The 24,285-nt window shown below is 67.0% G+C and carries 24 protein-coding genes, 1 tRNA gene and 1 pseudogene; 19 read left to right on the top strand and 7 right to left on the bottom strand.

The window, feature by feature from the left end; all coding sequences use genetic code 11:
* Positions 1–108: 108 nt before the first annotated feature.
* A complete protein-coding gene (locus ACIP98_RS19815) occupies positions 109–852 on the bottom strand; it encodes a hypothetical protein (RefSeq protein ID WP_401977074.1) in 744 nt (247 codons plus the stop codon).
* 319 nt (positions 853–1,171) lie between these two features.
* On the opposite strand from ACIP98_RS19815, the gene ACIP98_RS19820 reads away from it, so the two are divergent.
* Entirely contained in the window at positions 1,172–1,759 is a 588-nt protein-coding gene (locus ACIP98_RS19820; protein ID WP_401977075.1) for a hypothetical protein, read from the top strand.
* Between the two features lie 230 nt (positions 1,760–1,989).
* Here ACIP98_RS19820 and ACIP98_RS19825 read toward each other — a convergent pair whose 3' ends face one another.
* From ACIP98_RS19825 to ACIP98_RS19845, 5 genes are all read right to left on the bottom strand, one after another.
* Complete coding sequence (locus ACIP98_RS19825; protein WP_401977076.1) at positions 1,990–3,915, bottom strand: hypothetical protein; 1,926 nt, start codon at positions 3,913–3,915, stop codon at positions 1,990–1,992.
* Complete coding sequence (locus ACIP98_RS19830; protein ID WP_401977077.1) at positions 3,905–6,421, bottom strand: ATP-binding protein; 2,517 nt, start codon at positions 6,419–6,421, stop codon at positions 3,905–3,907. Before ACIP98_RS19830 ends, ACIP98_RS19825 begins: the two co-directional genes overlap by 11 nt.
* On the bottom strand, positions 6,418–7,842 hold the full coding sequence (locus ACIP98_RS19835; RefSeq protein WP_401977078.1) for a hypothetical protein: 1,425 nt from the start codon (positions 7,840–7,842) through the stop codon (positions 6,418–6,420). The genes ACIP98_RS19830 and ACIP98_RS19835 overlap by 4 nt, the downstream gene beginning before the upstream one ends.
* Positions 7,843–8,501: 659 nt before the next feature.
* Entirely contained in the window at positions 8,502–8,741 is a 240-nt protein-coding gene (locus ACIP98_RS19840) for a DUF2283 domain-containing protein (RefSeq protein WP_401977079.1), read from the bottom strand.
* Between the two features lie 50 nt (positions 8,742–8,791).
* Complete coding sequence (locus tag ACIP98_RS19845) at positions 8,792–9,256, bottom strand: NUDIX hydrolase (protein ID WP_401977080.1); 465 nt, start codon at positions 9,254–9,256, stop codon at positions 8,792–8,794.
* Between the two features lie 18 nt (positions 9,257–9,274).
* Between ACIP98_RS19845 and ACIP98_RS19850 the strand changes: the two genes are divergently transcribed.
* From ACIP98_RS19850 to ACIP98_RS19915, 14 genes are all read left to right on the top strand, one after another.
* Positions 9,275–10,054, top strand: a complete 780-nt coding sequence (locus tag ACIP98_RS19850) for a GntR family transcriptional regulator (protein ID WP_401977081.1) — start codon at positions 9,275–9,277, stop codon at positions 10,052–10,054.
* 140 nt (positions 10,055–10,194) lie between these two features.
* Positions 10,195–10,545 carry a hypothetical protein gene (locus ACIP98_RS19855; protein WP_401977083.1) on the top strand — a complete coding sequence of 117 codons (351 nt, stop codon included), beginning with the start codon at positions 10,195–10,197 and terminating at the stop codon, positions 10,543–10,545.
* Between the two features lie 3 nt (positions 10,546–10,548).
* Positions 10,549–11,910, top strand: a complete 1,362-nt coding sequence (locus ACIP98_RS19860) for an FtsK/SpoIIIE domain-containing protein (RefSeq protein ID WP_401977085.1) — start codon at positions 10,549–10,551, stop codon at positions 11,908–11,910.
* Between the two features lie 84 nt (positions 11,911–11,994).
* On the top strand, positions 11,995–12,669 hold the full coding sequence (locus ACIP98_RS19865; RefSeq protein ID WP_401977086.1) for a DUF2637 domain-containing protein: 675 nt from the start codon (positions 11,995–11,997) through the stop codon (positions 12,667–12,669).
* A 15-nt stretch (positions 12,670–12,684) separates the two neighbouring features.
* Positions 12,685–12,864, top strand: coding sequence for a hypothetical protein (locus ACIP98_RS19870; protein ID WP_360909918.1), 180 nt, complete (start codon positions 12,685–12,687; stop codon positions 12,862–12,864).
* Positions 12,865–12,869: 5 nt separating this feature from the next.
* The gene (locus ACIP98_RS19875; RefSeq protein WP_391578489.1) at positions 12,870–13,061 is read left to right on the top strand and encodes a mobile element transfer protein; all 192 of its coding nucleotides are present in this window, start codon (positions 12,870–12,872) and stop codon (positions 13,059–13,061) included.
* Between the two features lie 11 nt (positions 13,062–13,072).
* Complete coding sequence (locus ACIP98_RS19880; protein ID WP_401977088.1) at positions 13,073–13,231, top strand: hypothetical protein; 159 nt, start codon at positions 13,073–13,075, stop codon at positions 13,229–13,231.
* An 11-nt stretch (positions 13,232–13,242) separates the two neighbouring features.
* Positions 13,243–13,581, top strand: a complete 339-nt coding sequence (locus ACIP98_RS19885; protein ID WP_401977090.1) for a SpdD-like protein — start codon at positions 13,243–13,245, stop codon at positions 13,579–13,581.
* A gap of 91 nt (positions 13,582–13,672) precedes the next feature.
* Positions 13,673–13,870, top strand: coding sequence for a hypothetical protein (locus ACIP98_RS19890; protein WP_401977091.1), 198 nt, complete (start codon positions 13,673–13,675; stop codon positions 13,868–13,870).
* Positions 13,864–15,393 carry a DNA cytosine methyltransferase gene (locus tag ACIP98_RS19895; RefSeq protein ID WP_401977092.1) on the top strand — a complete coding sequence of 510 codons (1,530 nt, stop codon included), beginning with the start codon at positions 13,864–13,866 and terminating at the stop codon, positions 15,391–15,393. The genes ACIP98_RS19890 and ACIP98_RS19895 overlap by 7 nt, the downstream gene beginning before the upstream one ends.
* Positions 15,390–16,781 carry a replication initiator protein RepSA gene (gene repSA, locus ACIP98_RS19900; protein WP_401977094.1) on the top strand — a complete coding sequence of 464 codons (1,392 nt, stop codon included), beginning with the start codon at positions 15,390–15,392 and terminating at the stop codon, positions 16,779–16,781. The genes ACIP98_RS19895 and repSA overlap by 4 nt, the downstream gene beginning before the upstream one ends.
* A gap of 11 nt (positions 16,782–16,792) precedes the next feature.
* The gene (locus tag ACIP98_RS19905; protein WP_401977144.1) at positions 16,793–16,966 is read left to right on the top strand and encodes a helix-turn-helix transcriptional regulator; all 174 of its coding nucleotides are present in this window, start codon (positions 16,793–16,795) and stop codon (positions 16,964–16,966) included.
* On the top strand, positions 16,963–18,336 hold the full coding sequence (locus ACIP98_RS19910; protein ID WP_401977095.1) for a tyrosine-type recombinase/integrase: 1,374 nt from the start codon (positions 16,963–16,965) through the stop codon (positions 18,334–18,336). The genes ACIP98_RS19905 and ACIP98_RS19910 overlap by 4 nt, the downstream gene beginning before the upstream one ends.
* A gap of 144 nt (positions 18,337–18,480) precedes the next feature.
* Entirely contained in the window at positions 18,481–19,239 is a 759-nt protein-coding gene (locus tag ACIP98_RS19915) for a hypothetical protein (protein WP_401977096.1), read from the top strand.
* A gap of 307 nt (positions 19,240–19,546) precedes the next feature.
* Here the strand turns inward: ACIP98_RS19915 and ACIP98_RS19920 are convergent.
* Positions 19,547–19,618 (bottom strand) — tRNA-Arg (locus tag ACIP98_RS19920).
* 230 nt (positions 19,619–19,848) lie between these two features.
* Between ACIP98_RS19920 and ACIP98_RS19925 the strand changes: the two are divergent.
* From ACIP98_RS19925 to ACIP98_RS19940, 4 genes and pseudogenes are all read left to right on the top strand, one after another.
* A pseudogene (locus ACIP98_RS19925) lies at positions 19,849–20,308 on the top strand (response regulator).
* A 121-nt stretch (positions 20,309–20,429) separates the two neighbouring features.
* Entirely contained in the window at positions 20,430–21,407 is a 978-nt protein-coding gene (nrtL, locus tag ACIP98_RS19930; protein WP_401977097.1) for an ArgS-related anticodon-binding protein NrtL, read from the top strand.
* A 19-nt stretch (positions 21,408–21,426) separates the two neighbouring features.
* Positions 21,427–22,818 carry a diaminopimelate decarboxylase gene (lysA, locus tag ACIP98_RS19935; protein ID WP_319659973.1) on the top strand — a complete coding sequence of 464 codons (1,392 nt, stop codon included), beginning with the start codon at positions 21,427–21,429 and terminating at the stop codon, positions 22,816–22,818.
* A gap of 126 nt (positions 22,819–22,944) precedes the next feature.
* Entirely contained in the window at positions 22,945–24,279 is a 1,335-nt protein-coding gene (locus tag ACIP98_RS19940) for a homoserine dehydrogenase (RefSeq protein ID WP_319659972.1), read from the top strand.
* Positions 24,280–24,285 lie beyond the last annotated feature (6 nt).

Raw genomic sequence — 24,285 nt, forward strand, 5'->3', positions numbered from 1 at the left:
ATCGGATTCACGGCCGGCCGCGCCTTGCGGCGCGCCTACCCGTCTCACCTGGGAGAGAGGGGAGTTCCGGTCCGATCCCGGCACCAGTTGCCCTGTTGGGCGCGGCCGTCACCCCCAATGCGCGACGATGGCTTCGTCGACGCCGAAGACCGCATCACAGTCGGCGCAGCGCGCGGCGCCGAATACGTAGGTCAGCTTGTGGGCGATATCGGGACGGCCGTCCGCGATGGCGCGGGCGTGCAGCCGTTGCCCGAGCCCCTCCATGGCTGAGGGGGCCTGCGGCTGTAGCGGCAGCCTTCTTGCCGCGGTCTGGTCCATGTACATGCTGTCGGTGGTCGAGAAGTAGCCGTACTCCCCGAAGACGATGAAGTTCTCCGAGCCGCAGGCGGGACAGGGCACCTCGTACTCCCCGTCGTTCAGCCCGTCCAGCCATTCGCCCCAGACCTCGACGCCCTCGAAGCTGAGCAGCGCGGCAAGCAAGTCGACGTACATGGGATCGCCGGCGAGTTCCGGATCCCGGAGGGATTCTTCGGTCAGCTTCATCAGGTCGGACATCTCGCGGGCGTACGTCGCTCGGGGATCCGCGTCGCCGTACGGTTGATCCGTGCTGGCGACAATGGCGCCGGCAAGGCAGAGCGGCATTTGTCGGTCCGAAGGTGACCACTGACGCGCCATCCGCGTCAGTGCGGGCAGGGCCGCGTAGCTCGCCGAGTAGACGGTGCCCTGATGGCACAGCCGGGACCAGAGGTCGTTCCACTGAGGGGCGTCCGGACTCGGGCTCGCGCCGGCAAGCAGGCCGGGGATGTCTTCCGCTGTGCCGTAGGCGTGGTGAAGGTTCGTCCAGTCCGTCATGCCGGGTATCCAAGCAGTCGGATAGGACATCGCTGTGGCGTCCGGCGGAGCGGACGGGCGTGAGCGACAGCAGAGGGAGGACGGAAGAAGTCATGGGCGGGTGACCAGATCGCGCGTCGCTTCGTGCTGTCGAGCCCCAAGGATCGACAGCACCACTTGAACCTGCGGGGACCTTGGCGACGCGTCGACGGCGGCTGACGTCGAGCCTCACATGGTGCTGTGGCCAGTGCAGACTGGGTGTCGCGGCCGGTCGTGGTCGCGACCGTGCGGGTAGCGGATCCCGGGGGATCTTGGCGGACGGGGGGACGGAGTGACCGCTGTGGAAAGCGCTCTGCTGAGATCGGCGCACGAATTGCTGGAGGCGGGGCACGCACCGGTCGCCGCGTTCGCCGACCTCGCAGCGGAGACCGGCGACTGGAACGCCTCGGCTCGGGCCGTCTGCCTGGCACTGGGGATGCCGGCCCCGGACGTGGAGCAGCGACTCGGCCGCGCCGGCGTGGCGGCCCTCGCCGCGGAATTCCATCCGGGTGAGGAGGACTTGTGCGGTGAAGTCCTGGACACAGTGGGGCTGTTCGACGTCCCTCGGCCGCTCGATGAGCGTGGTACGGAGATCAAACGCCTACTGAGCACGGCCGCTGGGGCGCTGGGTGGTATCCCCAGCGGTCACGCGCTTTCCCTCTCCCGCCGCTTCGCCAAGGGAGAACTGACCGAGGCCTTCCTGCTGCTGGCACGGAAGGTGCCCCACCGCGAGCGAGCCAGGCCCGCGGAATTCTGGGCGGCCCTGTCCGCCGCCGGTGACCTGCTGCTCCAGGCCGGCGGCGACGAACATGACGAGGTCGACCGCGCTCTCGCGGACTGCAGACGACGCACTGCCGAAGGCCCACTGGACCGGCCTCGGGCCACCTAGGGTCAGCGCATTGATCACGCCGTTCGGGCTGGGAGTGCCCCGACAGGGCACCAACCTGCTCACACGGCTCCGGAGGCCGTCGGCGCCCCAGGCGTCGCAGCAGGTCAAGTGACCAGGGCGTGGAGCAGCACTGAGACGCGTCCACAGATCGTCCACGAGGGCTGCCGGTCACCTAGACGTGCAGGTGGCCAGGCAGCCCGTGAGACGGTGCCATGAAATGGGTACCGATTTTAGTCGACCAGATCGACTTCAAATGCATCCCGTGAGTCACGTTGCGCGAGACGCGTCAGTACCGCAGCACGATACGGTTCCCTCAACCGGCCCACGCGGGTGATCCCGAAGTGTACCTCCTGGTTCGAGATCGAGATGAGCGACGAAAGCCCGGGCATGGTCCCGGACTGCGTCAGCGCAACAGTCACAGCGTTCGCACCCTTGCCGGGAATTTTGTGCGGCGTCATCCTTTCGTACTGCGCGACAGTCTTGGATACCCATTTCTGGAGATCCTTAAATCTTCCAGCCCAAGCGGGAATTGCCGTATCGGGGCAAGTATCTTTTGCGCTAAGCGAAGAAGTGCCCCCCTTGCCGAAGACGCAGAAATCGAGCGCGTTCGCGGCAACTATGCGCACTCGATTTAGCTCGACTTGAACTCCAGCGCCAGTTGCCGCATCAAAAAACGGGAGCTCGAATGCGTGACTGCTCCCACCTCCTGCGCGGACTGAGACCTCGGGCGACAGAAGTCGGATGGGTGCCAGTCGCAGGTATTCAAGGTCGTTAGCTCGACTACCGTCGTGGCGGACGGAGAGATCGCATGGTTGCCCAAGAAGCATGTAGTACTTCGAAGGTGCAGCCTGAGGGATATCGTCCCGACGCAGGGTAGAACTGGAACGGTTCGCTTCGAAGGAAGCTGGCTCCACGGTAAATTTTCGAACCTGGAATATGTCGCCGACCTCAAGCGGTAGGTGAAGCTCCGAGAGGTGCTCCGATTCCTTGAAGAACTCCATGCGTTGCATCTCGGCCAGCTCTGCCTTAATCCGCGTTTGGTCCCGCTGTAGGGGCATATTGACGGTGTTAAGGCTGAGGATCGCACTGTTGTGTCGGTGTAGCTCTGGATCGCGACGAAGTGAGGCTAGAACTCGGTCCTGAGTAAATGCAGAAATCAACCTCAGGAGCGTGTCTGGCCCCCACGTTCCATCCAAGTGACGATTGCCGTTCAGGGCTGTTTCTAGAGTGTACGGATCTTTCGCCTGAACCTGCTCCAAGGCATGGGACCATGTATCGCGAATGGCATTTGCTACAATCTCCTGCATTCTCTCAAGCGCGGGGACCAGGAGCGTTAGTTTCAACATGGCTGGGAAACGACCCGGCTCTCTGGAGAGATGTCCCTTGGCGATAACAAGGAATTTGGCAGCATCGACGGCGAACTCCGCACTAAGGTGTCGCCATGCTTCAATCTCCTCGTCAGGGTTCGTAACGGTGTGAGTGAGGAGGGCTACTCGCCAATGGGGGTGATCTCCCTGCAGGACACGCTGAATTTCCGCTTCGCCGGCAGTGTCCGAGGCACCCTCTCGCTCGAACCCTCTGTCGAAGAGCAGCAGGGTGGAGATGTCATCTCCCAGCAGGCCTGCGCTTTGCTGGCGCCACTCATCCAACGTTAGAGTTAGAAACTCCGGAGGATCCGCCAAGAGGTTACGGAGCATGACCATCGCGTTGGCGTCCTCGTTAGGGGGAGCGTCAGCGTCGATTGCTTGGGGCCCGAGGTGGTTTCTAACGAGCGTCGATATTTCAGAGCGAGCGTCGACGTCCAGAGTCTCCCAGGCACCGCGAACGATTTCAGCTGCTAGATCCGCTGGGAGGTCTTCCTCTGAGAGCTCCGCAAGATCGGGGTGTGAGGTAGCCATCGTCAAGAGAATTTCGCGATCTAGACTCTCCCGCTCGATTGCAGCCACCACCTCGAAAACATCATCCGTGGTGATGCTGTAGTAGTCGTCGACGCAGACGATACGCTGAATGTTGGCCAGGGCTATGAGCTCCTGAGCCGCCTTCTTTGCTTCTTCAACGCTTTCCAGCGGAGACTTTTCCCGCGCAGCAGTCGCCAGCGAGCCATCTTCGTCTGAAGCTGCATCTTCTCCCAAATTCACGAAGGTCTCAGTTGACACGCATACCCCCCAGGTCGAGTGCAAATGTATATAGACGCCCCTGTTCGTTTCTTTGAGGCGTAAGTGAAACTGAGCAGTGTTCCGAATCGAGCAACTGGGTGATAACGTACAACCCCAGTCCTCGACCCTCGCCGCGGCCCTTTGATGAAACGAATGGTTCGAAAAGGGTGCGCTCGACAACAGGGTTAATTCCTTGCCCGTTGTCACTCACGAGTACGAACGGAGCGCGGATCTGGATTCGCACCGTCGGAGAGGCTACCAATCCCAGACGTCTGTCGTGGAGAAGCCAATACTCGCTATTCAGGATCAAATTATCGAAGATCTGCGTCAGCTTCCCCTTGTTGACTGACACTGAGAAGTCGTCGACTGTCTCGTCGACCTCGATAGTCAGAGGGCCTGACATCCACCTGGCCCTGTAGTATTCCGCTACCTCGGCACAGAATGTGCTCAAACCGATTTTTTCCCTTCGTTCTCGCATGTAGCGAAGGGAAGGATTAAGATGTGCGAGCTGGCGCTTCAGAGCGCTGCTCGTCGATTGCATGAACTGAAAGTAGGCGGCCATCCGCTGATCCATTGCGCCGGCCACCTGCACGTGCCGCTTGATTTGCCCAGTGCGTACGGTGATTCCTTCGGCGATAGTCGCTACCTCATGTGAGATAGCTTCCGCAGTTAGGCCCAGCGAAACGGTCTCCCACGTGAGCGTGAGCTGTTCGCGTACTTGCTCCGCCTGGTCGCGCAGAAGTTGGATTACAGCGCGCTCAGCCTCCAAGGAGTCAAGAAGTTCCTCTATTTCGCTAACTGCCGAATTTGCTCGCTCGTGTGCGCGGTTTATTCCGTCCAATGCCGAGGCAATGTCAGGGGACATGGCCATGCTGGCGAAAGATGCTTGATCGCCATCAAGCTCTTCGCGAACGCGATTTGCATTCTCAACCGTGGCACGTGAGCCGGCCCGCAACGAGTTGAGTTGATGCCTTGCCCGTACAACGGTTGTGATTCGCTGGTCGACACGTTGGAGAAGTAGCTCGGCGTCTGCCCCAGGTTCGACCCTAGCCTCAGCCGCTCGAAACTCTGCCCTGTAAGCATTGTAGGAACGACGCAGGGCTTCCTGCAGCTTGTCGGCGAAGCCACGCCAAGTTTGCAGAAGAAGGCGAAAATTTCGATAGGCTGGTGTGTCGGCGAATCCTTCGCGATCGGTAGTCTCGGTTAGCTGAGAGTTGTTCTTAGCCGTGATGTCAACAAACCCAAGTGTATTCTCGGGCTTGAGAGAATAGTAGGATGCACCGCTAGTCGAAGCCTTTCGCAGACCGAGCCAGTCTCCATCCATCCGAATCCCGAACCCATCGCGGTAGACCCGAATCCCGCTGAGGTTTTTGACATACGATCGGAACTCCGATCGGCTGTTGAATGTCTGAAGTGTATCGGCTCCTAGATCCAGCGAATCAATCTCACCCGTAAAGGGGCCGGGGTCCGCCGCGTGGCCTTCGGCTGTGGCTACCCCTCCAATAGAACTGAGCCGTTCGGTATGATGAAAAGCGAGAAAGTAACGGTTGTCCTCAGCCGGTTCCCATCCGTAGGTATCTACGTGGTGTGAACGATTTACCTGTAGCCATTTCCAGAATGACTTGCCGGCGTCATCCATGATTAGGCGCTGGAAAAGTAGCCTGTCATCATAAGCGCCTTGAGGTGGCGCCAAAAGGTCGAGTTTGAGGACGCCATGAATATTCAGAACGTCCTCGTGATAGTCGATCTCGAATCTGTAGTCGGCGGCTTCTCGAACCTTCGTAGATAGCGAGTAGAGGTCAACTGGGGCGTCATCGATGGTGAGGAAAACTCGGAACCCGCGCGTCTTTCCGTAGGGAGAGATAAGTACTGAAAGTTCTCGTTGCAAGGATTGGCCATCGCTGGCAGAGGTCATCCATTGCTCGGGTTCCCGTAGGTTATAGATGGTCAGAGTGGTGCCGTGTTTACGATCTGATGGCCGGCTGATGAGTCGCAGGGGTACAGACGAGAGCGATCCTTGGTTGTTGAAGGACTCCCAATCGATAGTGATCTGATGTTCTTCGTCAGAACCGATCGGCCGAGTAATGATCTCAATAACTTGGCCCAATCGCTGGGCTCCAAGACGGCCAAGTCCCTTGTCGCCGAGGGGTGTACGTCCCATGCGGGTTTCCCTGCCAGCAAGCTTCATTTCGCGTTTTCGCGAGTTGCTGATCGTGAGCCAACCGCGAATTATGTCATCGACATCCATTCCTGAGCCGTTGTCCTCCACCCTCAAGAATGACCGATCTTCAATTGTTGGATCAGATCGATCTTGGGGAAGGCCAGTCCAAATGGTCACGCGGGCGCGAGTTGCATCGGCGTCGTAGGAGTTCTTTACAAGCTCGGCGAGAGCTTGCATAGAATCAGAGATTAGATCTTCGCCAAGCTTGAAAACGACCGAGGGGTGTACGTCTAGATGTACCTCTTGGCTCTGGCCGTCACTGGCGAAGTGTCCGTTGGATGTCACAGGTCCCCCTCTTGAGGATGGTCGCCGGCGGGACCTTGCATCACCAGGATGCTCTCTGAGGTCATGGTTTCCACCCTGGCATTGCGGGCGGCCATTCGCTTGGAACTCTTTGGGATCTTACGCTCTAGCGTTTCTACGTGGCGCGCCCCTCTATCTGCTAGGAGATCTCGAACTATCGCCACGGTCGGTACCACTACGCCACTGATGCGACGCTCGCCCAGTGTCCAAAACATCCAACCCTCGGATCGCAAATTCATCAACATCGACCCCAGTGCGGCATCCAGGTCGTTAAAGAAGGCGACGAGGCGCAATTGTGCATTCCTGGGGCGATCGGCAAGAGCATCCAGACACATTCCGAAGGAGCTGGATCGGGAGCGTAGATGCTCAGTGTTCTCCAGAGCCCCCTTAAGGACGCCGCCGAGGCTGGCGCTATCGATAGAGCGCGTGTACCTCAGAAGCTCCATTGAGAAGCCGGGGACGTCGGAATGGTCGATCCACTGCAATGGAAGATAGCTGTGCTGGCCGTATGTGACAGTCGTGATGTTATCGCCGTACGGGGGTGACGTCATTATGACATCGGATTTTGTTAGAGGACTATGGGGATGGTCGCGGGCGTCCGCTCTCTCGCAGTGCACAAAAAATGTTGGATTTCGTTTCCGGCCTTCGGCGATTGCGAGTGACTGGGCGGCAAGGCGGTCGCAGTGTTGACGCAATACCCTAGAAAAGGTGCCAAAAACGTCAATGCTTCTATTCGCGGTTTCCGTTTCGTCGTAAGCGTGCAGTTTGACTGTTGATGTACGACTATTGCTCACCAGTCGGATGGTCTCTGCGAAGGTTACCCAAAGTGCCTGCCTGATCAAATCCTCAGGTAGCTGCTGGATGGCGCGGCGCAGCCTGGAGAGCTCGATCGATACGTCTGTTCGGAACCACTTATCGCGGTTGTGGAAATCCACGGCGATCGCTTGTCGTCGATCGCTGCTAGCTCTTTCCAAAACGTGTTCAGCTGACGAATGGAGAAGCGCGAGGTCATAGGAGTTCGACTTGACCTTTGAGATCAGTACCGCGAGTGGATTCACGTCGCGGCCCGTAAATGAGAGACCTCGCCGGATTGATTCCAAGAGAACAGTCCCCGAACCCATGAAAGGGTCGTAGACGTTTGAGACGTCTGGATCAACCGTGAGTAGGTCTTCTAGGAGTGCGCCCTGCAGTTGTGGAACCATCATCGCCGGGTATGCGAACAGCCCGTGTCCATGTTCCCGCTCCGCCTCACCTTCGAAGGTCCAGAAGTCTGGTGTAGTCGCAGCCCGTCGCCTGAGCTGTTGAGCCAATTCGCGGTCCAGGTTGGCCTGTCTGAGGGGATGCTCGCGGCGGTGAGCGCGCGGCCCGGTTGCGGATGCCTCCTGCAGTGAGGGACCACTCATGAGGAGCTCCTTCCTGCGCCCTAGGCAGCGCGGCAGTGTGTCGCCCCTGTCGTGGGACTGTGACAACGTCTACAAATAAGTGAAGTGAACCAGATTGAGAGTCCGAGCGCCAAGACCCAACTCGCGCGTTGTGACGGTCTGTTGACGTCCCGTTTTGACGTACGCGGCGATCTCGAACCAGCGGTCGAACGGGTGGCGTAGAGAGGCTTTGGGCTGGAGCTGCCATGGGGCGAGGGATCGGGGCCCGTAAGCTTGCGGCGACTCGGGCGGTCTGTTGACCTGCCCGCTAAGGCCCGATGTGGGCCCCGATCTTCGAGGCTCGCCCCATGGTGGCTGCCTAAAGCATCGGCGCGCCGGCCGCCCCAGCCACCGCGGTTCCAACCTCATGGCCCCTGGTCTATCCCTGCGTGCGCGCGGTGGCGGACGGCGCGCCGAGCGGGGCGAAGACAGGAGCGTGGGCGCGGCCGGACGTCGGCCGCGCGCCCGGCGGAGCGTCAGCGACGCCGGGTGCCTTGATGAAGTAGAGAAAGTCTTACCGCGCCGAGGCCAGGCGCACGTGTCCTGTCTCGGTTGATCGTTGACAGTGTGGCTTCGACTGCAGCTTGGCAGCGGTCAACTGCGGGCTATACCTGACGGAACGTGATCTCCGCGGGTGCGGCTCAGGTTGCCTCATGGTCGATGCGCTCTGCGGCGCTGAGCAAGTGGCCGGGCAGCTTCGAGCTGGCGTCCAAGACCTCGATGCCAACGAGACACCCCTGGTCGTCGAAGTCGAGGTTGATCATTCCATCCACGGCGACGGGATCGCAGGGATAGCAGCGTGCCACTTTGACTGCCGGATCCGAGAAGTACACGTACGCCGCGTTCGCCTGCCGGTCGTAGGTAACTCTGAGGTCTGTCATGGGAGCACGGTAAGCCCCGAGACACCGCCGTTGGGCGGAGGACCTTGGCCCTACGCAGAGGTCAGGCGCTTGCCGTCGTGGCTGCGGACGTGTGGGCCGTTGCTGTCCAGGGCATCCAGGAGCCGGACCGCGAAGACCTCGGCCATTCGGTCTGCGACTTCTTCGGGCGTGAGCCAGTCGACGGCTGTGGACTCGTCGGAGGTGCGTTCGGTGCCGCCGGAGGGCTTGCAGCGGAAGACCAGGGCGACGATGCCGCGGGTGGTGTTCTTGTAGACGCCGGTGAGTTGGTCGACCTCGACGTGGATGCCGGTCTCTTCCCAGACCTCGCGGCTGACGCCGGCTTCGGGGGTCTCGTGCAGTTCCAGGACGCCGCCGGGGAGCTCCCAAGTGCCGTTGTCTGCTCGGCGGATCGCCAGGAGCCGGCCGTCCTCGCGTACTACGGCTCCGGCTACGGATACCGAGTGCAGCGCTGGCGTCGGTGCGGGCCCCTGCGATTTACTCATGTACAGGAGCATAGGAGGCTGAGAAGGACTATGGGAACCGCGGTAGGAGGGGAGAAGTCGGTGCCTCGGTATGTGGAGATCGCCGATGAGATCGTTCTGCAGATCCGGCAGGGCGTTCTCAAGCCCGGCGACACGGTGCCGAGCGAGTCGGAACTGATGGACCGCTACGGCGTCTCCGGTGGCACGATCCGCAGGGCGATGACGGAGGTCCGCGCGAGCGGCCTGGTGGAGACGCGCCACGGCAAGGGTTCGACGGTCAAGGACCGCCCGCCTGTGCGGCATCGGTCGTCGGACCGCTTTCGCCGCTCGCTCCGCCGGGGTGGCAAGGCCGCGTACCTGGCCGAGTCCGAGCAGTCCGGTGCCGAAGCGAAGGTCAGCGTTCTCTACATCGGCCCCGTGGAGGCCCCCGAGGACATCGCCGAGCGGCTCGGTGTGGAGGTAGGCGCCAAGGTGCTGGCCCGGCGGCGGCTCTACTTCCGCAACGGCACCCCGGTTGAGACAGCCACCTCGTACCTGCCGTGGGACGTGGCGAAGGACATCCCCGAGCTGTTCGCCGAGAACCCGGGCGGCGGTGGCATCTACGCCCGGCTGGAAGACCACGGGCACGAGTTCGCCGAGTACGTCGAGACCTTGCAGGCCCGGCCGGCGTCCAAGGCGGAGTCGTCGGAACTGGCGCTCAGTCCTGGTGCACCGGTGATCCACCTCATCCGGAACGCGGTCACCGTGGACGGCCGGGTGGTGGAGGCGTGCGACACGGTCATGGCCGCTGACCAGTTCGTTTTCACCTACCGCATCCCTGCCGTCGACTGACGCTCGCTCAACTCCGTACAGCCCGCCGTGATTTCTTCTTCGCGGCGGGTTGACTCATGTATAGGAGTCGGGCACTCTTCTTCATGTCACTCCTATACATGAGTGACCGAGTTGAAGCCTCTATAGAGGAGTGATCTTCTGTGCGTCAGATCCCCGTCGACACCTCCGCCGCCACCGTGATGGTCGCGCAGCCGCCCCAGCCCAAGGTCCGCGACCGTCGCACGGGCGAGATCGCTACGGACGCCGAGACCGGCGCGACGATGATGACCGTGGACGTGATGTTCGCGGCGAACGGCGAGGTCGAGATCCTGTCGGTGTCCGTCCCGGAGCCCGGTATCTCCGGCGAGCTGGTGATGGGCACCCCGGTCGCGATCACCGGTCTGATCGCCCGGCCGTGGGAGAACGAGTTCAACGGCCAGCGCCGCCACGGCATCAGCTTCCGCGCCGTCGCGGTCACCTCGCTCGCCGCCGGCGCCGCGAAGGCGGCCTGAGCCATGACCCGCTTCACGGTCGCGCTGCTGCTGGTCGTCGCCACCGCGCTGGTTCTGCGGTGGCGGCGTCCCGCCTGGTACTGGCTGACCTTCGGCGTCACCCTCGCTGTCCTGCGGGTCCTCGTCCGCTACACCACGGTCATGGAGGCGTGCGGGCTGACCGTGCCGCCGTCCCGCTGGCGCATGGCCCTCGCGCGGGCCACCAACCGCCCCGCCCCCACCTCGCGGGCCCCGCGCATCCTGCGACTGCGCCCCACCCGCACCGGCCTGGTGGTGCGGTTAGGACTGCGCCCGGGGCAGGACGCCTTCGACGTCGCCGCCTCCTGCGACCGACTTCGGCACTCCTTCGGCATGTACGGCGTCACCTCGCGCGAGCTGCGCTCGGGCGTCGTGGAGCTGCGGATGACCGGATACGACGTCCTCAAGCGGGTGCAGATGCCCGCGAAGATCGACCGCACCCCGATGCGGGTCCCGGTCGCCCTGCGGGAAGACGGCGCCGTCCACTACCGCGACTACCGCACCGTCCCCCACGCCCTGACCCTCGGCGCCACCAAGTCCGGAAAGTCGGTGTACCAACGGAACCTGGTCGCCGAACTGGCAGCGCAGGACGTCGCCCTGGTCGGCATCGACTGCAAGCAAGGTGTGGAGCTGTTCCCGCTGGCCCGCCGGTTCTCTGCCCTGGCCGACAACCCCGACACCGCCGCCGACCTCCTCGACGCCCTCATCGACCGCATGGAGGCCGTCTACCAGCTCATCCGCGCCGAACAGCGGATCACCGCCGACGTCCCCGATGCGGAGATCGCCGCCGACATCTGGGACCTGCCCGACCACCTGCGCCCGACCCCGATCGTGGTCCTGGTCGACGAGGTCGCCGAACTCGCCCTGTTCACCACCAAAGACGAAGAAAAGCGCCGCGACCGCATCATCACCGACCTGGCCCGCCTCGCCCAGCTCGGCCGCGCCGCCGGCATCTACCTGGAAATCTGCGGACAGCGCTTCGGCTCCGAACTCGGCAAGGGCATCACCATGCTCCGCGCCCAGCTCACCGGCCGCACCGCCCACCGCGTCAACGACGAACCCTCCGCGAACATGGCCTTCGGCGACATCGCCCCCGACGCCGTCCTCGCCGCCATCCAAATCCGCCCCGACACCCCCGGCATCGCCGTCACCGGCGACTCCACCGGCGGATGGGCCCGCATCCGCACCCCCCACACCACGCTGCGCGAGGCCGTCAACGCCTGCAACCGGCACGCCGACCGCACCCCGGACCTCCCTGAACTGGCCCCGTTCCGGCCCGCCCTGGATGCCCACCTCACCCGGGTGACGGCACCGCCCGCCAAGACACCGGCCCCGGCCGCTGCCTGATCCCTCCCCGCCCCAACGGCCGACGCGACCGCCTCGCGCCACGTCCCTACCCCTCCGATGCCGAAAACAGGAAGGAGACCGACGATGCCCAAGCTCCGCGTGGACGCCGTCCTCGTACAGGCCGTGATCGCCGGTGCCCTGTCCTTCGCCCACCTGCACGACCTCGCAGCCGCAGCCGGACAGGACGGCTGGAAAGCCTGGGCCTACCCCATCAGCGTCGACCTGCTCCTCGTCGCCGCCTGGCGAAAGCTCCGCTCCCTCCGTCCCAGCGGTGAACCGGTGCGAGCCGCGTGGTTCTGGTTCGCCACGGCCCTGACCGCCTCCCTCGGCGCCAACGTGGCCACCGCCGGCCTCCTCGACCTGGACCACGTACCCGACTGGCTCAGCATCCTCGTCGCCGGATGGCCCGCCCTGGCCTTCCTCGGCGGCACTCTCCTCGTCCACTCCCCAAGCCCCGCCCCCAAACGACAGGAAGCCCCGGCCCCCGACGTGACGGCGGCACACCTCGAACGCGCCGCTGAGCCCGCGCCCGTGTCGGACGCAGTCGAGGCAGCCGAGCCCGTCCCGGCTCTGCCTGCCTCGCAGCCCGCCGCTGCGACGGCGCTTCCCGCGGTCCCGGCCGCACTGGTTACCCACGCCCGCAAGGTCGCCGACGACCACCACGCCCGCACCGGGACCCCGATCGACACCGACACCCTGCGCGTCCGGCTCGGCGTCCCCGCCCAGCTGGCCGACGCCATCGCCGCCCACCTCACCTGACAGGAGAACACCGCAATGCGTCCGCACATCCGCGCCGCCCTGGAACGGTCCGCCGAACTCACCCGGAACCACCGCCTGGTGGACGCCATGCGCCTAGGCGAGGACGCGATCAACCAGGCCACCGACGACGAACACCCCGAGATCCGCCAATGGCTCACCGACCACGCCGGCGACTTCACCGGACAGGAGGACTGACCCCGATGCCCGCCCGCGACTTCTTCCACTCCGTGATGCGGATCGGCCCCGTGCAGATCGGCACCCACCGCGACCGCCACGGCGCCACCAAGCACGCCGCGGTGTGCACCAACGACCGCTGCGGCTGGTCCGCCGACTACTCCAGCCAGTCAGCCGCCCAGCTGGCCGCCCGCACCCACCGCTGCACGGCCCGATAGGAGACCCGCCCGTGGAAGTCCCGCTCTGGTTCGCCCTGATCGTCGTCGGCTACCTCGGCTGCAAACTCATCCGCCCGCCGCTCTGGCTCGTCCTGGTGCTGCTCCTCGGCGGCTACCTCATCGCCGACAGCCTCCTCGCCCCCGTCATCGACACCCTCATCGAGAAGTAGGGAGACCGCTCATGCTCCGCCCGAAGATCCCCACCAACCCCACACCCACCGGGACCGTGATGCCTCTCCCGGTCGAGCCGACCGCCATCGTGCCGTCCACCCCGACCCCGGCCGCCGCGCCCGTCCCCGCCGCGCCCGTCCCCGCGGCCCCGGCTCCGGTGTCGTCCCGGCCCGTCGTACAGCTCACCCCGGGCGCCCTGATCACGCTCGTCGGTGGCGGCACCGCGGTGGTGCTCGTCGTCGGCACGGTCCTGGTGTCGCTGCTGCTGGCGGTCGCCGTCACCGCCGCATCCGTCGCCGTCTGCGCCGTCGTTCTGCGCTCGATGCTCAACGGCCAGCGTCAGCGCTGACCGGCTCCCGGGGCGGTCTCAACCGCCAAGTATCGCCCGCCCCGGGAGCCACGCCCCTGCCCGAACCAGAGATCCGGAAGGAACCCCCATCATGACCCACCCTGGACGCACCTCGCGGCGGATCTGCCCGGCCTGCGACGGCTTCCCCGTCGTCGCCATCACCACCGGCACCCGCCTGCCTGACGGCTCCCGCGGCACGCTCCGTGTCAGCTGCCCGACCTGCTCCGGCTCCGGCACGGCCCGGCCGGCCGCCGTTCCGGCTTGGGTGAGGGCGGGTGTGTCGTGCTGACCTACGTCGACTTCTTCTGCGGTGCGGGCGGCTCCTCCTCCGGCGCCGCCGCCGTCCCGGGTGTCCGTCCGGTGCTGGCCGCGAACCACTGGGACAAGGCCATCGCCTCTCACTCGAAGAATTTCCCCGGGGCGGATCACTTCCTGGGCGACCTGCACGACGCCGACGTCGCCCGCTTCCCTGCGGCTGACTTGTTCTGGGCCTCCCCGGAGTGCCCGCAGTGGTCCAACGCCCGGGGCAAGCGACGCGACTTCGACGCCCAGCCCGACCTGTTCGGCGACACCCTCCCCGACGCCGCGACCGACCGGTCCCGTGCCCTGATGTGGGACGTCCCCCGCTACCTGGAGGCCTGCGCCGCCCGCGGCAAGCCCGTCCTCGCGGGTGTGGTGGAGAACGTCATCGACGTCCGCGCCTGGTACCGGTGGACCGAATGGGTCGCCGCCATCCGCGCCCTGGGCTACCGCACCCGGCTGATCGCACTGAACTCCATGCACGCCCGCCCGGTCCGCTCGACCCCCGCACCGCAGTCCCGCGACCGCCTCTACCTCGCCTACTGGCGCACCGATCTGGGCCGCGACCCGGACTGGGACCGCTGGCTCCGCCCACAGGCCTGGTGCCCGCGGTGCGAGCAGACCGTGAGCGCGGTGCAGTCGTTCAAGAACCCGCAGCGGGACATGGGCCGCTACCGCCAGCAGTACGTGTACCGCTGCCCCCGGGCAGCTTGCCGGAACTCGGTCCTGGAACCTGGTGTCCTGCCGGCCGCGGTGGCGATCGACTGGACCCGCCCCGGCACCCCCATCGCCGACCGCCCCAAGGGCCTCTCGCCGAAGACCCTCGCCCGCATCCAAGCAGGCCTGGACCGCTACGCCCTCCCCGTCACCGTCCCGGCCGGCGGGACCTGGCGCACCGACCCCGCCCCGGTCACCGAACCGATGCCTACCCGCACCACCCGGGAGAACGACGCCCTGGCGGTGCCGCCTCTTCTGGTGCCAGTGGAGGGCAGGGAAGGCAAGCAAGCTGCCCCCGCTGGCGACCCGCTGCGCACCCAGACCGCCCGCAACGAAACCGGCCTGGCCTGGCTGCCGTTCATCACCGAACTGCGCGGCGGCTCCTCCGACGCCCGCCCCGTCACCGACGCCCTCGCCACCGTCACCGCCTCCGGCAACCACCACGGCCTGGTCACCGCCCCCGAACCCGTCCACTGGGACACCCTCCTCGTCCCCTACTACGGCACCGGCACCGCCCACACCGTCCGCGAGCCCGTCGGCACCCTCACCACCCGCGACCGCTACGCCCTCGTCAACGGCCCCGCCGTCGACCTGGACGCGGTGCTGTTCCGGATGCTGGAGCCCGGCGAGATCGGCCGCGGGATGGCCTTCCCCGACACCTACGCCGTCCTCGGCAACAAGCGGGAGAAGGTCCGCCAGTACGGCAACGCCGTCACACCCCCCGTCGCCGAAGTCCTCGTCTCCGCCCTCGTCGAAGCCATCACCGGCACCGCGCTGGAACGGGGCCGCGCATGACCGACACCGCCACCGCGGCGGGCCTGGACCCGACCACCCTCGCAGACCTCCTGCGGGTGGCCGGCGCCCCGGACTTCCACCGCTGGGAAGAACAGATCCGCCGCACCGGCGGCTGCTCCGACCCCATCCACCTGACCGGCTGGACCCTCACCAAAGACAAGGTGAGCGGCGAGACCCTGCACCACTACTCCACCGAGAACGAACCCGGCGGACGCCTCCGCATCGCCTGCGGCAACCGCCGCGCGTCACGCTGCCCGGCCTGCGCCTGGACCTACGCGGGTGACACCTACCACCTCATCCGCGCCGGCCTCGCCGGAGACCAGCGCCGCGACATCCCCAGCACGGTGCGGGACCATCCGCGGGTCTTCGCCACCCTTACCGCGCCGTCGTTCGGGCGCGTGCACAACCGGCCCGACACCGGCCGCTGCCGCTGCGGCAACCAGCACCCCGCCGACGATTCCGCCTTGGGGACCGCGCTCGACCCGGGGACCTACGACTACGCGGGGGCGGTGCTGTTCAACAACCACGCTGGGCAGTTGTGGCAGCGGTTCACCAACCGGCTCCGCCGCGAGATTGCCGCCCGCGCCGGCCTCACACAGAGGGCCATGCGCGAGGTCCTGCGGGTCTCCTTCGGGAAGGTCGCCGAGTTCCAAAAGCGTGGCGCCGTGCACTTCCACGCCGTCATTCGTCTCGATGGCCCCGAAGGTCCTGACACAGAGCCTCCGTCCTGGGCCACCGTGCAGCTGCTCACTGACGCGATCCGTGCCGCCGCACACCACGGCTACACGAGCGTCAGCGTCCCCGCCGCCGGCGACCAACCCGCCCGTACGTTCCGCTGGGGTGCCCAGCTCGACGTCCGACCGGTCAAGGCGTTCGGGGACGGCTCGGACATCACCGAGCAGGCGGTCGCCTCCTACGTCGCCAAGTACGCCACCAAAGCAGCCGAGAACACCGGCACCCTCGACCGCCGCATAGGCGAACTCGCTGAACTCGACCGCCACCAGGTGCCCGACCACGCCCGCCGCCTCATCCAAGCCTGCCGCGACCTCGACGACCTCTACCCCGACCGACGCCTGTGGGCCTGGGCACACATGCTCGGCTTCCGCGGCCACTTCTCCACCAAATCCCGCGCCTACTCCACCACCCTCGGCGCGCTGCGCCAGGAACGCGCCGACTACCGCGCGGCCCAAGAACACGCGGACCTCGGCCTGGAGCCCATCGAGCCGGACACCGTCCTGGTCCTGGCCGACTGGCAATACGCCGGCCACGGCCACACCCCCGGCGAATCCGCCCTCGCCGCGTCCATCGCCCGGGACATCCAGCTCAACCGCGAAACCGCACGCGATGCCCTGCACGACCAACTCGCCCTGGAAGGAGCCGCAGCGTGAAAGACGAATTGATGACCGTTCCGCAGATTCTTGCCGAGTTGGGAGGAGTCTCACGCCGTACGTTCTACCGCTGGCGTGAACTGGGGCAGGGTCCTGACGCTTTCAAGCTGCCCAATGGGGAGCTCCGGGTCTGGCGCAGTGACTTCATGGCGTGGCTGCGCCGACTGGAGGGGGCTGCCGCATGAAGTCTCTCGACGTGAAGGTGTGGGCTGTTCGCAAGCGGAACACCAAGACACCGTCCTACAACGTGCGCTGGTCCGTGGGTGGCCAGGTCTTCTCCGATACGTTCCGGACCAAAGGTCTCGCCGAGAATTTTCGCTCCAAGATTCTGCGGGCCGCCCACGACGGTGAAGAGTTCGATGCTGACTGCGGTCTCCCTGGGTCCATGGCTGCGAAGAAGCCCACGCTGACCTGGTACGACTTCGCGCTCAAGTACCTGGCCATGAAGTGGCCGCACGCCGCGCCGAATACGCGTGTCGGGATCAATGAATCGCTGGCGGCGGTGACCGTGGCGCTTCTGGATGACCGTCTCGGCAGGCCTCCGGAGGAACTGCTCCGCAAGGCCCTGCGGAACTGGGCCTTCGTTCTGCCGGGGCCGAATGATCGGGAACTGTCACCGGAGATCGCCAACGCGCTGCACTGGGTGTCCAAGGCATCGCGCCCGCTGGCCGATCTCGGGGACCCAGTGATCGGCCGTGCCGTGCTCGATTCGCTCAAGCTCAAATTGGACGGTACCTCGGCGGCCGCTGAGACCGTGCGCCGGAAGCGACGAACTCTCGTCAACGCCATGCATTACGCGGTCGACCTGGGGGAGTTTCCAGAGAATCCGCTCTCCGGCGTCCGGTGGCAAAAGCCCAAGGTTTCCAGCGAGGTAGACCCTCGGGTCGTCGCCAACCCTCACCAGGCCCGGGCCATGTTGTGCGCCGTGTCATACATCGGCGGCTACCGTCGTGCTCGCGGCCGGCGCCTGGTCGGTCTCTTCGCCGCAATGTACTTCGGGGGCCTGCGCCCGGCCGAAGCGGTCGGACTCGCCGAGAGTGATCTCACCCTGCCCCCGTCCGGCTGGGGCTCCGCCCTGCTCCACCGCACGCGCCCCAGCGTCGGCAAGCAGTGGACCGATTCGGGGGAGAGCCACGACGACCGCGGTTTGAAGAACCGGCCGGCGGAGGACGTGCGGCGGGTGCCGATTCCCCCACAGCTCGTGGCCATCTTCCGGGAACACCTCGACACCTTCGGGACCGCCGGCGACGGGCGCCTGTTCTTCAGCGAGGGCGGGGGAGTGGTCTCCTCGTCCTCCTACTACCGGGCCTGGCAGGAGGCTCGGCTACTGGCCCTGCCTCCGGCCGTGGCGGCGTCGCCCCTCGCACGCCGCCCGTACGACCTGCGGCACTCGGCGCTGTCGACGTGGCTGAACGCCGGCGTGGACGCCACGGAGGTCGCCGAACGAGCGGGCAACAGCGTGGAGGTGCTGCTCAGCCGGTACGCCAAATGCATCGACGGGCGGCAGGAGGTCGCGAACCGCCGGATCGAGGACCTATTCCGCGAGTACGAGTGAAATTCACTGCCTGCGCCAGTGCCCCTGGAACCCGCCCCCTCCAGGGGCTCTGGCGTTTGTGCGCCCTGACAGGCAGTCGCGCCCGGCGTGCCCTTGGCCCCCGGGGGCGCATGGGTTGTCGGAGGTAGCTGGCAGGCTGGGGGCATGGTGATCGACGGATACGAAGACGACCCGCTTGTTGCCGGGGAGGAGTTGCTTTCCCGGCCGGGCTTTTGGGCCGCCTATCTGCTGTGGCTTTGCGAGACGGACGAGGGCGACGAGCCGGATCCTGCATGGTTCGGCGCGGACGAGGCTGATGCCGACGCTGCGTACGGGGCATTGTCCGACGAGGAGCACTGGCCGGTCTTTCGGATCCCCTTTGGCGACGGCCACTGCGCCGTAGTGCTGGCACGTAATTTTGCCGAGGACGCAGGGATGGAGTACTTCATCACGCATCCCGCCTGGGGCCGCCGCGGCCACCTCGCCACGGCCGATGGACACCAAGCCGGCCCTGGCTTGTCCTGGCCTGAACTGACCCATATCGCCCGCACGCCTGATCCGGCCGCCCCCGGAGTGCAGGATCCGAGCGCCCGCCTGCTCCTCCTCCTGCCGGCGCTTGGCGACGCGGACCTTCCTGTCGACGCTTCCGACGTAGTTCGCGACGCTCTCATTCAGGTGGGAGCCGCGGTGGATACGGCCCCGTCGGTCGCCGAAGCTCTGGTGTCGGAACATTCATTGTGGGAGCCAGCAACATGGAGCCTGCCGGGTCTGTCCCCGCTCTCCGGCGGCCAAGAACCCTTTGCTGGCATTCTCTACTGCGATGAACCGGGAAGCCCCCGGTACGGAATACGACTTGCCCAAGGCATCAGTCGTGAGCAGAGCGATCGGCTTGCCCGGGCTCTCGGCACGTGGCCGAGCGACTGACTGTGCATCGTGCTCACCACAGAGACCATCTCGGCCAGCGTGTCCACGTACTGGTGCCGCGTCCGACCTGTTCTGCCTCGCTCTGAACTCACACCGCGAGTGGCAGAAGCGCGTGCGGCGGTCGGCCGTCCGGGGGCCTTCGCCGTTTTCGCGGGCTGACCTGGGTCGACGCCTCAAGATCCTGTCCACGTACTGTCCACAGACCCCGTCCTACGGCCACTTTCGACGGCATACGCCTGCGCATACGCAAAGACCCCGCACTCAGCGTCTTGGCTGGTGGCGGGGTCTTTTGGCACCTCGTGCGAGGTGCCCCCGGCAGGATTCGAACCTGCGCACACGGCTCCGGAGGCCGTTGCTCTATCCCCTGAGCTACGGGGGCGTGTCGTCCGCCGTGGCGGTGACGGGTGAAACCTTACCAGTACGCAGGGGGTGACCGTGTACAGGGTTTCCCGGGGCGTCGGGCACGCGTCGGGCCCGACGCCCCGCCCGCGTCGCACCCGCGTCCGGCCCCCGCCGAGGGGCCGTCAGGAGGACGCCGAGAGGACCCCGCCCCCGCCCGCCCCACGTCCCCCGGTCGGGGAAGAAGTGGGGAAAACGCGGACGCATCCCATGTCGCGCGCCTAGGCTTCGCAGTGTGCCGGGCGCGTCCGGCCGGGTGCTTGTGGTCGACGACAACAAGGTCATCCGGCAGTTGATCAGGGTCAATCTCGAGCTGGAGGGCTTCGAGGTCGTGACCGCGGCCGATGGTGTCGAGTGCCTGGACGTCGTGCAGCGCGTGCGGCCGGATGTGGTCACCCTGGACGTCGTCATGCCGCGCCTGGACGGGATACGGACGGCGGCCCGCCTGCGCGCCGATCCCCGTACCCGCGACGTCCGCATCGTCGTGATCAGTGCCTGCACCCAGGCGGAGGTCGAGAGCGGTGTCGCCGCCGGCGTGGACGCCTTCCTCAGCAAGCCCTTCGAGCCCGGTGACCTTGTCCGTGTCGTCCGCGCGCTCGCCGACGTACCGGACAGACACGGAACCGGGGATGAGGAAGGCGCTCCCGCCGCCAGTCCCGGCAGTGCGTGACCGGCAGTACGTGACCGGCGGCGCCGCACCAACAGCAGCTGACCGCCGTGCGTGACCGCCCGTGCCCGAGGGGTGAAACCGGTTCGCGTGGCCACCCCCCTCCTCGCCTAGGCTTGACAGCGTGACCCCCGCCGAGCTCTCCCGCACCGTGCTGAGCGCGGTGCGCCGTGCCGTCGAGGCCGGCGAGCTCCAGCTGGCGGGGCCCGTCCCGGACCGGGTCGTCGTGCGCCGGCCGCCCCGCCCCGGCTGCGGGGACTACGCCACCAACGTGGCACTGCAACTGGCCCCCCTCACCGGCGCCCCGCCCCCCGCCGTCGCCGACGTCATCCGGGGCCACCTCACCGCCCTCCCCGGCATCGCACGCGTCGACGTCGCCCACCCCGGGTTCCTCAACATCACCCTTGCGAGCGAGTCGTACGGCGCCCTCGTCGACCTCGTCCGCGCGCAGGGCCCCCGTTACGGCATCGGCCGCCACACCGTGCCCGCCCCGACCGCCCCCACCGGCGACGCCCGCGCCGACACCCTCGCCGCCGCCCTCCACCGGCTCCGCACCGCCACCGGCATCACCCCGCCCGCCCGCCGGCCGCACCCCGTCCGGGAGACCGCGGACGAACTGCTCCGCACCCTCGGCCCCGACGCCACCGCCTGGGCGCTGCTGCGCCCGCCCGCCGAGGACGCCCCCCGCACCGACCCCGCCGAGCACCTCGCGCAGCGCGAGAGCAACCCCCTGTTCCGGGTCCGGTACGCTCACGCCCGGGCCCGGGCCCTGCTGCGCAACGCCCATGATCTGGGCATCGGCCCCGGTGCGGCCGAGGACCTCCGCCACCCCGCGGAGGCCGAACTGCTCGGCCTGATCGCCGACTTCCCCCGCACCGTGGAGGCCGCCGCCCGGCACGGCGCGCCGGACCGGCTGGCCCGGCACCTGGAGCACACCGCGGACGCCTTCCTCCGCTTCCACGACACGTGCCCGGCGCTGCCCAAGGGCGACGAGAAACCCTCGGCCGTTCACGGGAACCGGCTGGCCCTCGCCGACGCCGCCGGGACCGTGCTCGCCAACGGCCTGACCCTGCTCGGCATCAGCGCCCCCCGACACCTGTGAGAGCGAAGAGCACCAGACGATGAGCCGATCCGCACACCCCGCCGGTCCCCGTTACGCCGACGTCCTCCCCGAGGGCCACTACGCCGCGCCGCCCGCCGACCTCAACGTCCTCGACCCCCGCGTGTGGGCCCGCACCGTCACCCGGGACGCCGACGGCGTCGCCACCGTGGGCGGTCTGGACGTCCGGCACCTCGCCGAGGAGTTCGGCACCCCCGCCTACATCCTGGACGAGTCCGACTTCCGGGCCCGCTGCCGTGCCTGGCGCGAGGCCTTCGGCGACGGCGCCGACGTCTTCTACGCCGGCAAGGCGTTCCTGTCCCGCGCCGTGGTGCGCTGGCTGCACGAGGAGGGCCTGAACCTCGACGTCTGCTCGGGCGGCGAACTGGCGGTGGCGCTCTCCGCGGGGATGCCCGCCGGGCGCATCGCGCTGCACGGCAACAACAAGAGCGGCGAGGAGATCCACCAGGCCGTCGAGGCCGGGGTGGGGCGCATCGTGCTGGACTCGTTCCAGGAGATCGTCCGGGTCGCGGACGCCGCGCAGCGCCTGGGCAGGCGGCAGCCGGTGCAGATCCGGGTGACCGTGGGCGTGGAGGCGCACACCCACGAGTTCATCGCCACCGCCCACGAGGACCAGAAGTTCGGCTTCTCCCTCACCGGCGGCGACGCCGCCGAGGCGGTGCGCCGCGTGCTGCGCCTGGAGTCGCTGGAACTGGTCGGCATCCACTCCCACATCGGTTCGCAGATCTTCGACACCTCGGGCTTCGAGGTGGCCGCGCACCGCGTCATCGGCCTGCTGAAGCAGATCCGCGACGAGCACGGCGTGGAGCTGCCCGAGATCGACCTCGGCGGCGGCCTGGGCATCGCGTACACCGCGGACGACGACCCGCGCGAGCCGCACGAGATCGCCAAGTCGCTGGGTGAGATCGTCGCCCGCGAGTGCCGGGCGGCGGACCTGGCCGCGCCGCGGCTGTCGGTCGAGCCGGGCCGGGCGATCGTCGGCCCGACCGCGTTCACCCTCTACGAGGTGGGCACGATCAAGCCGCTGGAAGGGCTGCGCACCTACGTCAGCGTGGACGGCGGCATGTCGGACAACATCCGCACGGCGCTGTACGACGCCGAGTACAGCGTCGCGCTCGTGTCGCGCAGCAGCGACGCGGAACCGATGCTCGCGCGCGTGGTCGGCAAGCACTGCGAGTCGGGCGACATCGTCGTGCGCGACGCCTTCCTCCCGGCCGACCTGGCGCCCGGCGACCTGCTGGCGGTGCCCGCGACGGGGGCGTACTGCCGCTCGATGGCGAGCAACTACAACCACGCGCTGCGGCCGCCGGTCGTCGCGGTCGGGGACGGCGCGGCGCGGGTGATCGTCCGGCGTGAGACGGAGGAGGATCTCCTCCGTCTCGACGTCGGCTGACGTGGAATCTCACGGAGAAGGGGACTGGTCTCGCGATCCGGACACGGCGTGGAATCTCCCGTCCGGTGCGTGAGACTGGGACCGTCCAAAGAGCTCGAAAGAGCCGAAAACGCGAAGCGAGGTCGGATGATGCGAACGCGTCCGCTGAAGGTGGCGCTGCTGGGCTGTGGTGTGGTCGGCTCAGAGGTGGCGCGCATCATGACGACGCACGCGGACGACCTCGCCGCGCGCATCGGGGCGCCCGTGGAGCTCGCGGGCATCGCGGTGCGCCGCCCGAACCGGGTGCGCGCGGGGGTGGCGCCGGAACTGCTGACCACGGACGCGACGGCCCTGGTCAAACGCGGGGACATCGACGTCGTCATCGAGGTCATCGGCGGCATCGAGCCCGCCCGCTCGCTGATCACCACCGCTTTCGAGCACGGCGCGAGCGTGGTCTCCGCCAACAAGGCGCTGCTGGCCGCCGACGGCACCGCGCTGCACGCGGCGGCCGTCGAGGCGGGCGTCGACCTCTACTACGAGGCCGCGGTCGCCGGCGCGATCCCGCTGATCCGCCCGCTGCGCGAGTCGCTGGCCGGCGACCGGGTCGACCGGGTGCTCGGCATCGTCAACGGCACGACCAACTTCATCCTCGACAAGATGGACTCCACGGGCGCCGGCTACTCCGAGGCGCTGGACGAGGCCACCGCGCTGGGTTACGCCGAGGCCGACCCGACCGCCGACGTCGAGGGCTTCGACGCGGCCGCCAAGGCCGCGATCCTGGCCGGTATCGCCTTCCACACCCGGGTGACCATCGGCGACGTGCACCGCGAGGGCATCACCGAGGTCACCGCGGGCGACATCGCCTCGGCCAAGGAGATGGGCTGCACGGTCAAGCTGCTGGCGATCTGCGAGCGCAGCGCCGACGGCAGCTCGGTGACCGCCCGCGTGCACCCGGCGATGATCCCGCTGACGCACCCGCTGGCGAATGTGCGCGGGGCCTACAACGCGGTCTTCGTCGAGGCCGCCGCCGCCGGCCGGCTGATGTTCTACGGTCCCGGCGCGGGCGGCTCGCCGACCGCCTCCGCGGTGCTGGGCGACCTGGTGGCCACCTGCCGCAACAGGCTGGCGAACACCACGGGACCGGGGGAGTCGGCCTACGCGCGGCTCACCGTGCGCCCGATGGACGACGTGGTCACCCGGTACCACATCAGCCTGGACGTGGCCGACAAACCGGGTGTTCTGGCCCAGGTGGCCACGGTCTTCGCCGAGCATCAGGTGTCCATCGACACGGTCCGCCAGCAGGGCCGGGAGCAGAGCGGCGGCGCCGACGACGGACGCCTGGCCGTCGACGGCGGCGAGGCGTCCCTCGTCGTCGTCACCCATCGCGCACCGGACGCCGCACTCGCGGCCACCGTCGAGGCCCTGCGCAAACTCGACACCGTACGGGGCGTCGCCAGCATCATGCGCGTCGAAGGGGAGTGATCCAGC

Source organism: Streptomyces sp. NPDC088354, from assembly GCF_044753585.1.
Taxonomy (GTDB): domain Bacteria; phylum Actinomycetota; class Actinomycetes; order Streptomycetales; family Streptomycetaceae; genus Actinacidiphila.

What these genes read in the sequence shown, in the direction of transcription:
- ACIP98_RS19840 (WP_401977079.1), bottom strand. Translation starts at nt 8,741, where the DNA reads ATGACAGACCTCAGAGTTACCTACGACCGGCAGGCGAACGCGGCGTAC.
- ACIP98_RS19870 (WP_360909918.1), top strand. Translation starts at nt 12,685, where the DNA reads ATGCGTCCGCACATCCGCGCCGCCCTGGAACGGTCCGCCGAACTCACC.
- ACIP98_RS19910 (WP_401977095.1), top strand. Translation starts at nt 16,963, where the DNA reads ATGAAGTCTCTCGACGTGAAGGTGTGGGCTGTTCGCAAGCGGAACACC.
- ACIP98_RS19860 (WP_401977085.1), top strand. Translation starts at nt 10,549, where the DNA reads ATGACCCGCTTCACGGTCGCGCTGCTGCTGGTCGTCGCCACCGCGCTG.
- ACIP98_RS19865 (WP_401977086.1), top strand. Translation starts at nt 11,995, where the DNA reads ATGCCCAAGCTCCGCGTGGACGCCGTCCTCGTACAGGCCGTGATCGCC.
- repSA (WP_401977094.1), top strand. Translation starts at nt 15,390, where the DNA reads ATGACCGACACCGCCACCGCGGCGGGCCTGGACCCGACCACCCTCGCA.
- ACIP98_RS19875 (WP_391578489.1), top strand. Translation starts at nt 12,870, where the DNA reads ATGCCCGCCCGCGACTTCTTCCACTCCGTGATGCGGATCGGCCCCGTG.
- ACIP98_RS19940 (WP_319659972.1), top strand. Translation starts at nt 22,945, where the DNA reads ATGATGCGAACGCGTCCGCTGAAGGTGGCGCTGCTGGGCTGTGGTGTG.
- ACIP98_RS19915 (WP_401977096.1), top strand. Translation starts at nt 18,481, where the DNA reads ATGGTGATCGACGGATACGAAGACGACCCGCTTGTTGCCGGGGAGGAG.
- ACIP98_RS19815 (WP_401977074.1), bottom strand. Translation starts at nt 852, where the DNA reads ATGACGGACTGGACGAACCTTCACCACGCCTACGGCACAGCGGAAGAC.
- ACIP98_RS19835 (WP_401977078.1), bottom strand. Translation starts at nt 7,842, where the DNA reads ATGAGTGGTCCCTCACTGCAGGAGGCATCCGCAACCGGGCCGCGCGCT.
- ACIP98_RS19905 (WP_401977144.1), top strand. Translation starts at nt 16,793, where the DNA reads ATGACCGTTCCGCAGATTCTTGCCGAGTTGGGAGGAGTCTCACGCCGT.
- ACIP98_RS19850 (WP_401977081.1), top strand. Translation starts at nt 9,275, where the DNA reads ATGGGAACCGCGGTAGGAGGGGAGAAGTCGGTGCCTCGGTATGTGGAG.
- ACIP98_RS19845 (WP_401977080.1), bottom strand. Translation starts at nt 9,256, where the DNA reads ATGCTCCTGTACATGAGTAAATCGCAGGGGCCCGCACCGACGCCAGCG.
- lysA (WP_319659973.1), top strand. Translation starts at nt 21,427, where the DNA reads ATGAGCCGATCCGCACACCCCGCCGGTCCCCGTTACGCCGACGTCCTC.
- ACIP98_RS19890 (WP_401977091.1), top strand. Translation starts at nt 13,673, where the DNA reads ATGACCCACCCTGGACGCACCTCGCGGCGGATCTGCCCGGCCTGCGAC.
- ACIP98_RS19885 (WP_401977090.1), top strand. Translation starts at nt 13,243, where the DNA reads ATGCTCCGCCCGAAGATCCCCACCAACCCCACACCCACCGGGACCGTG.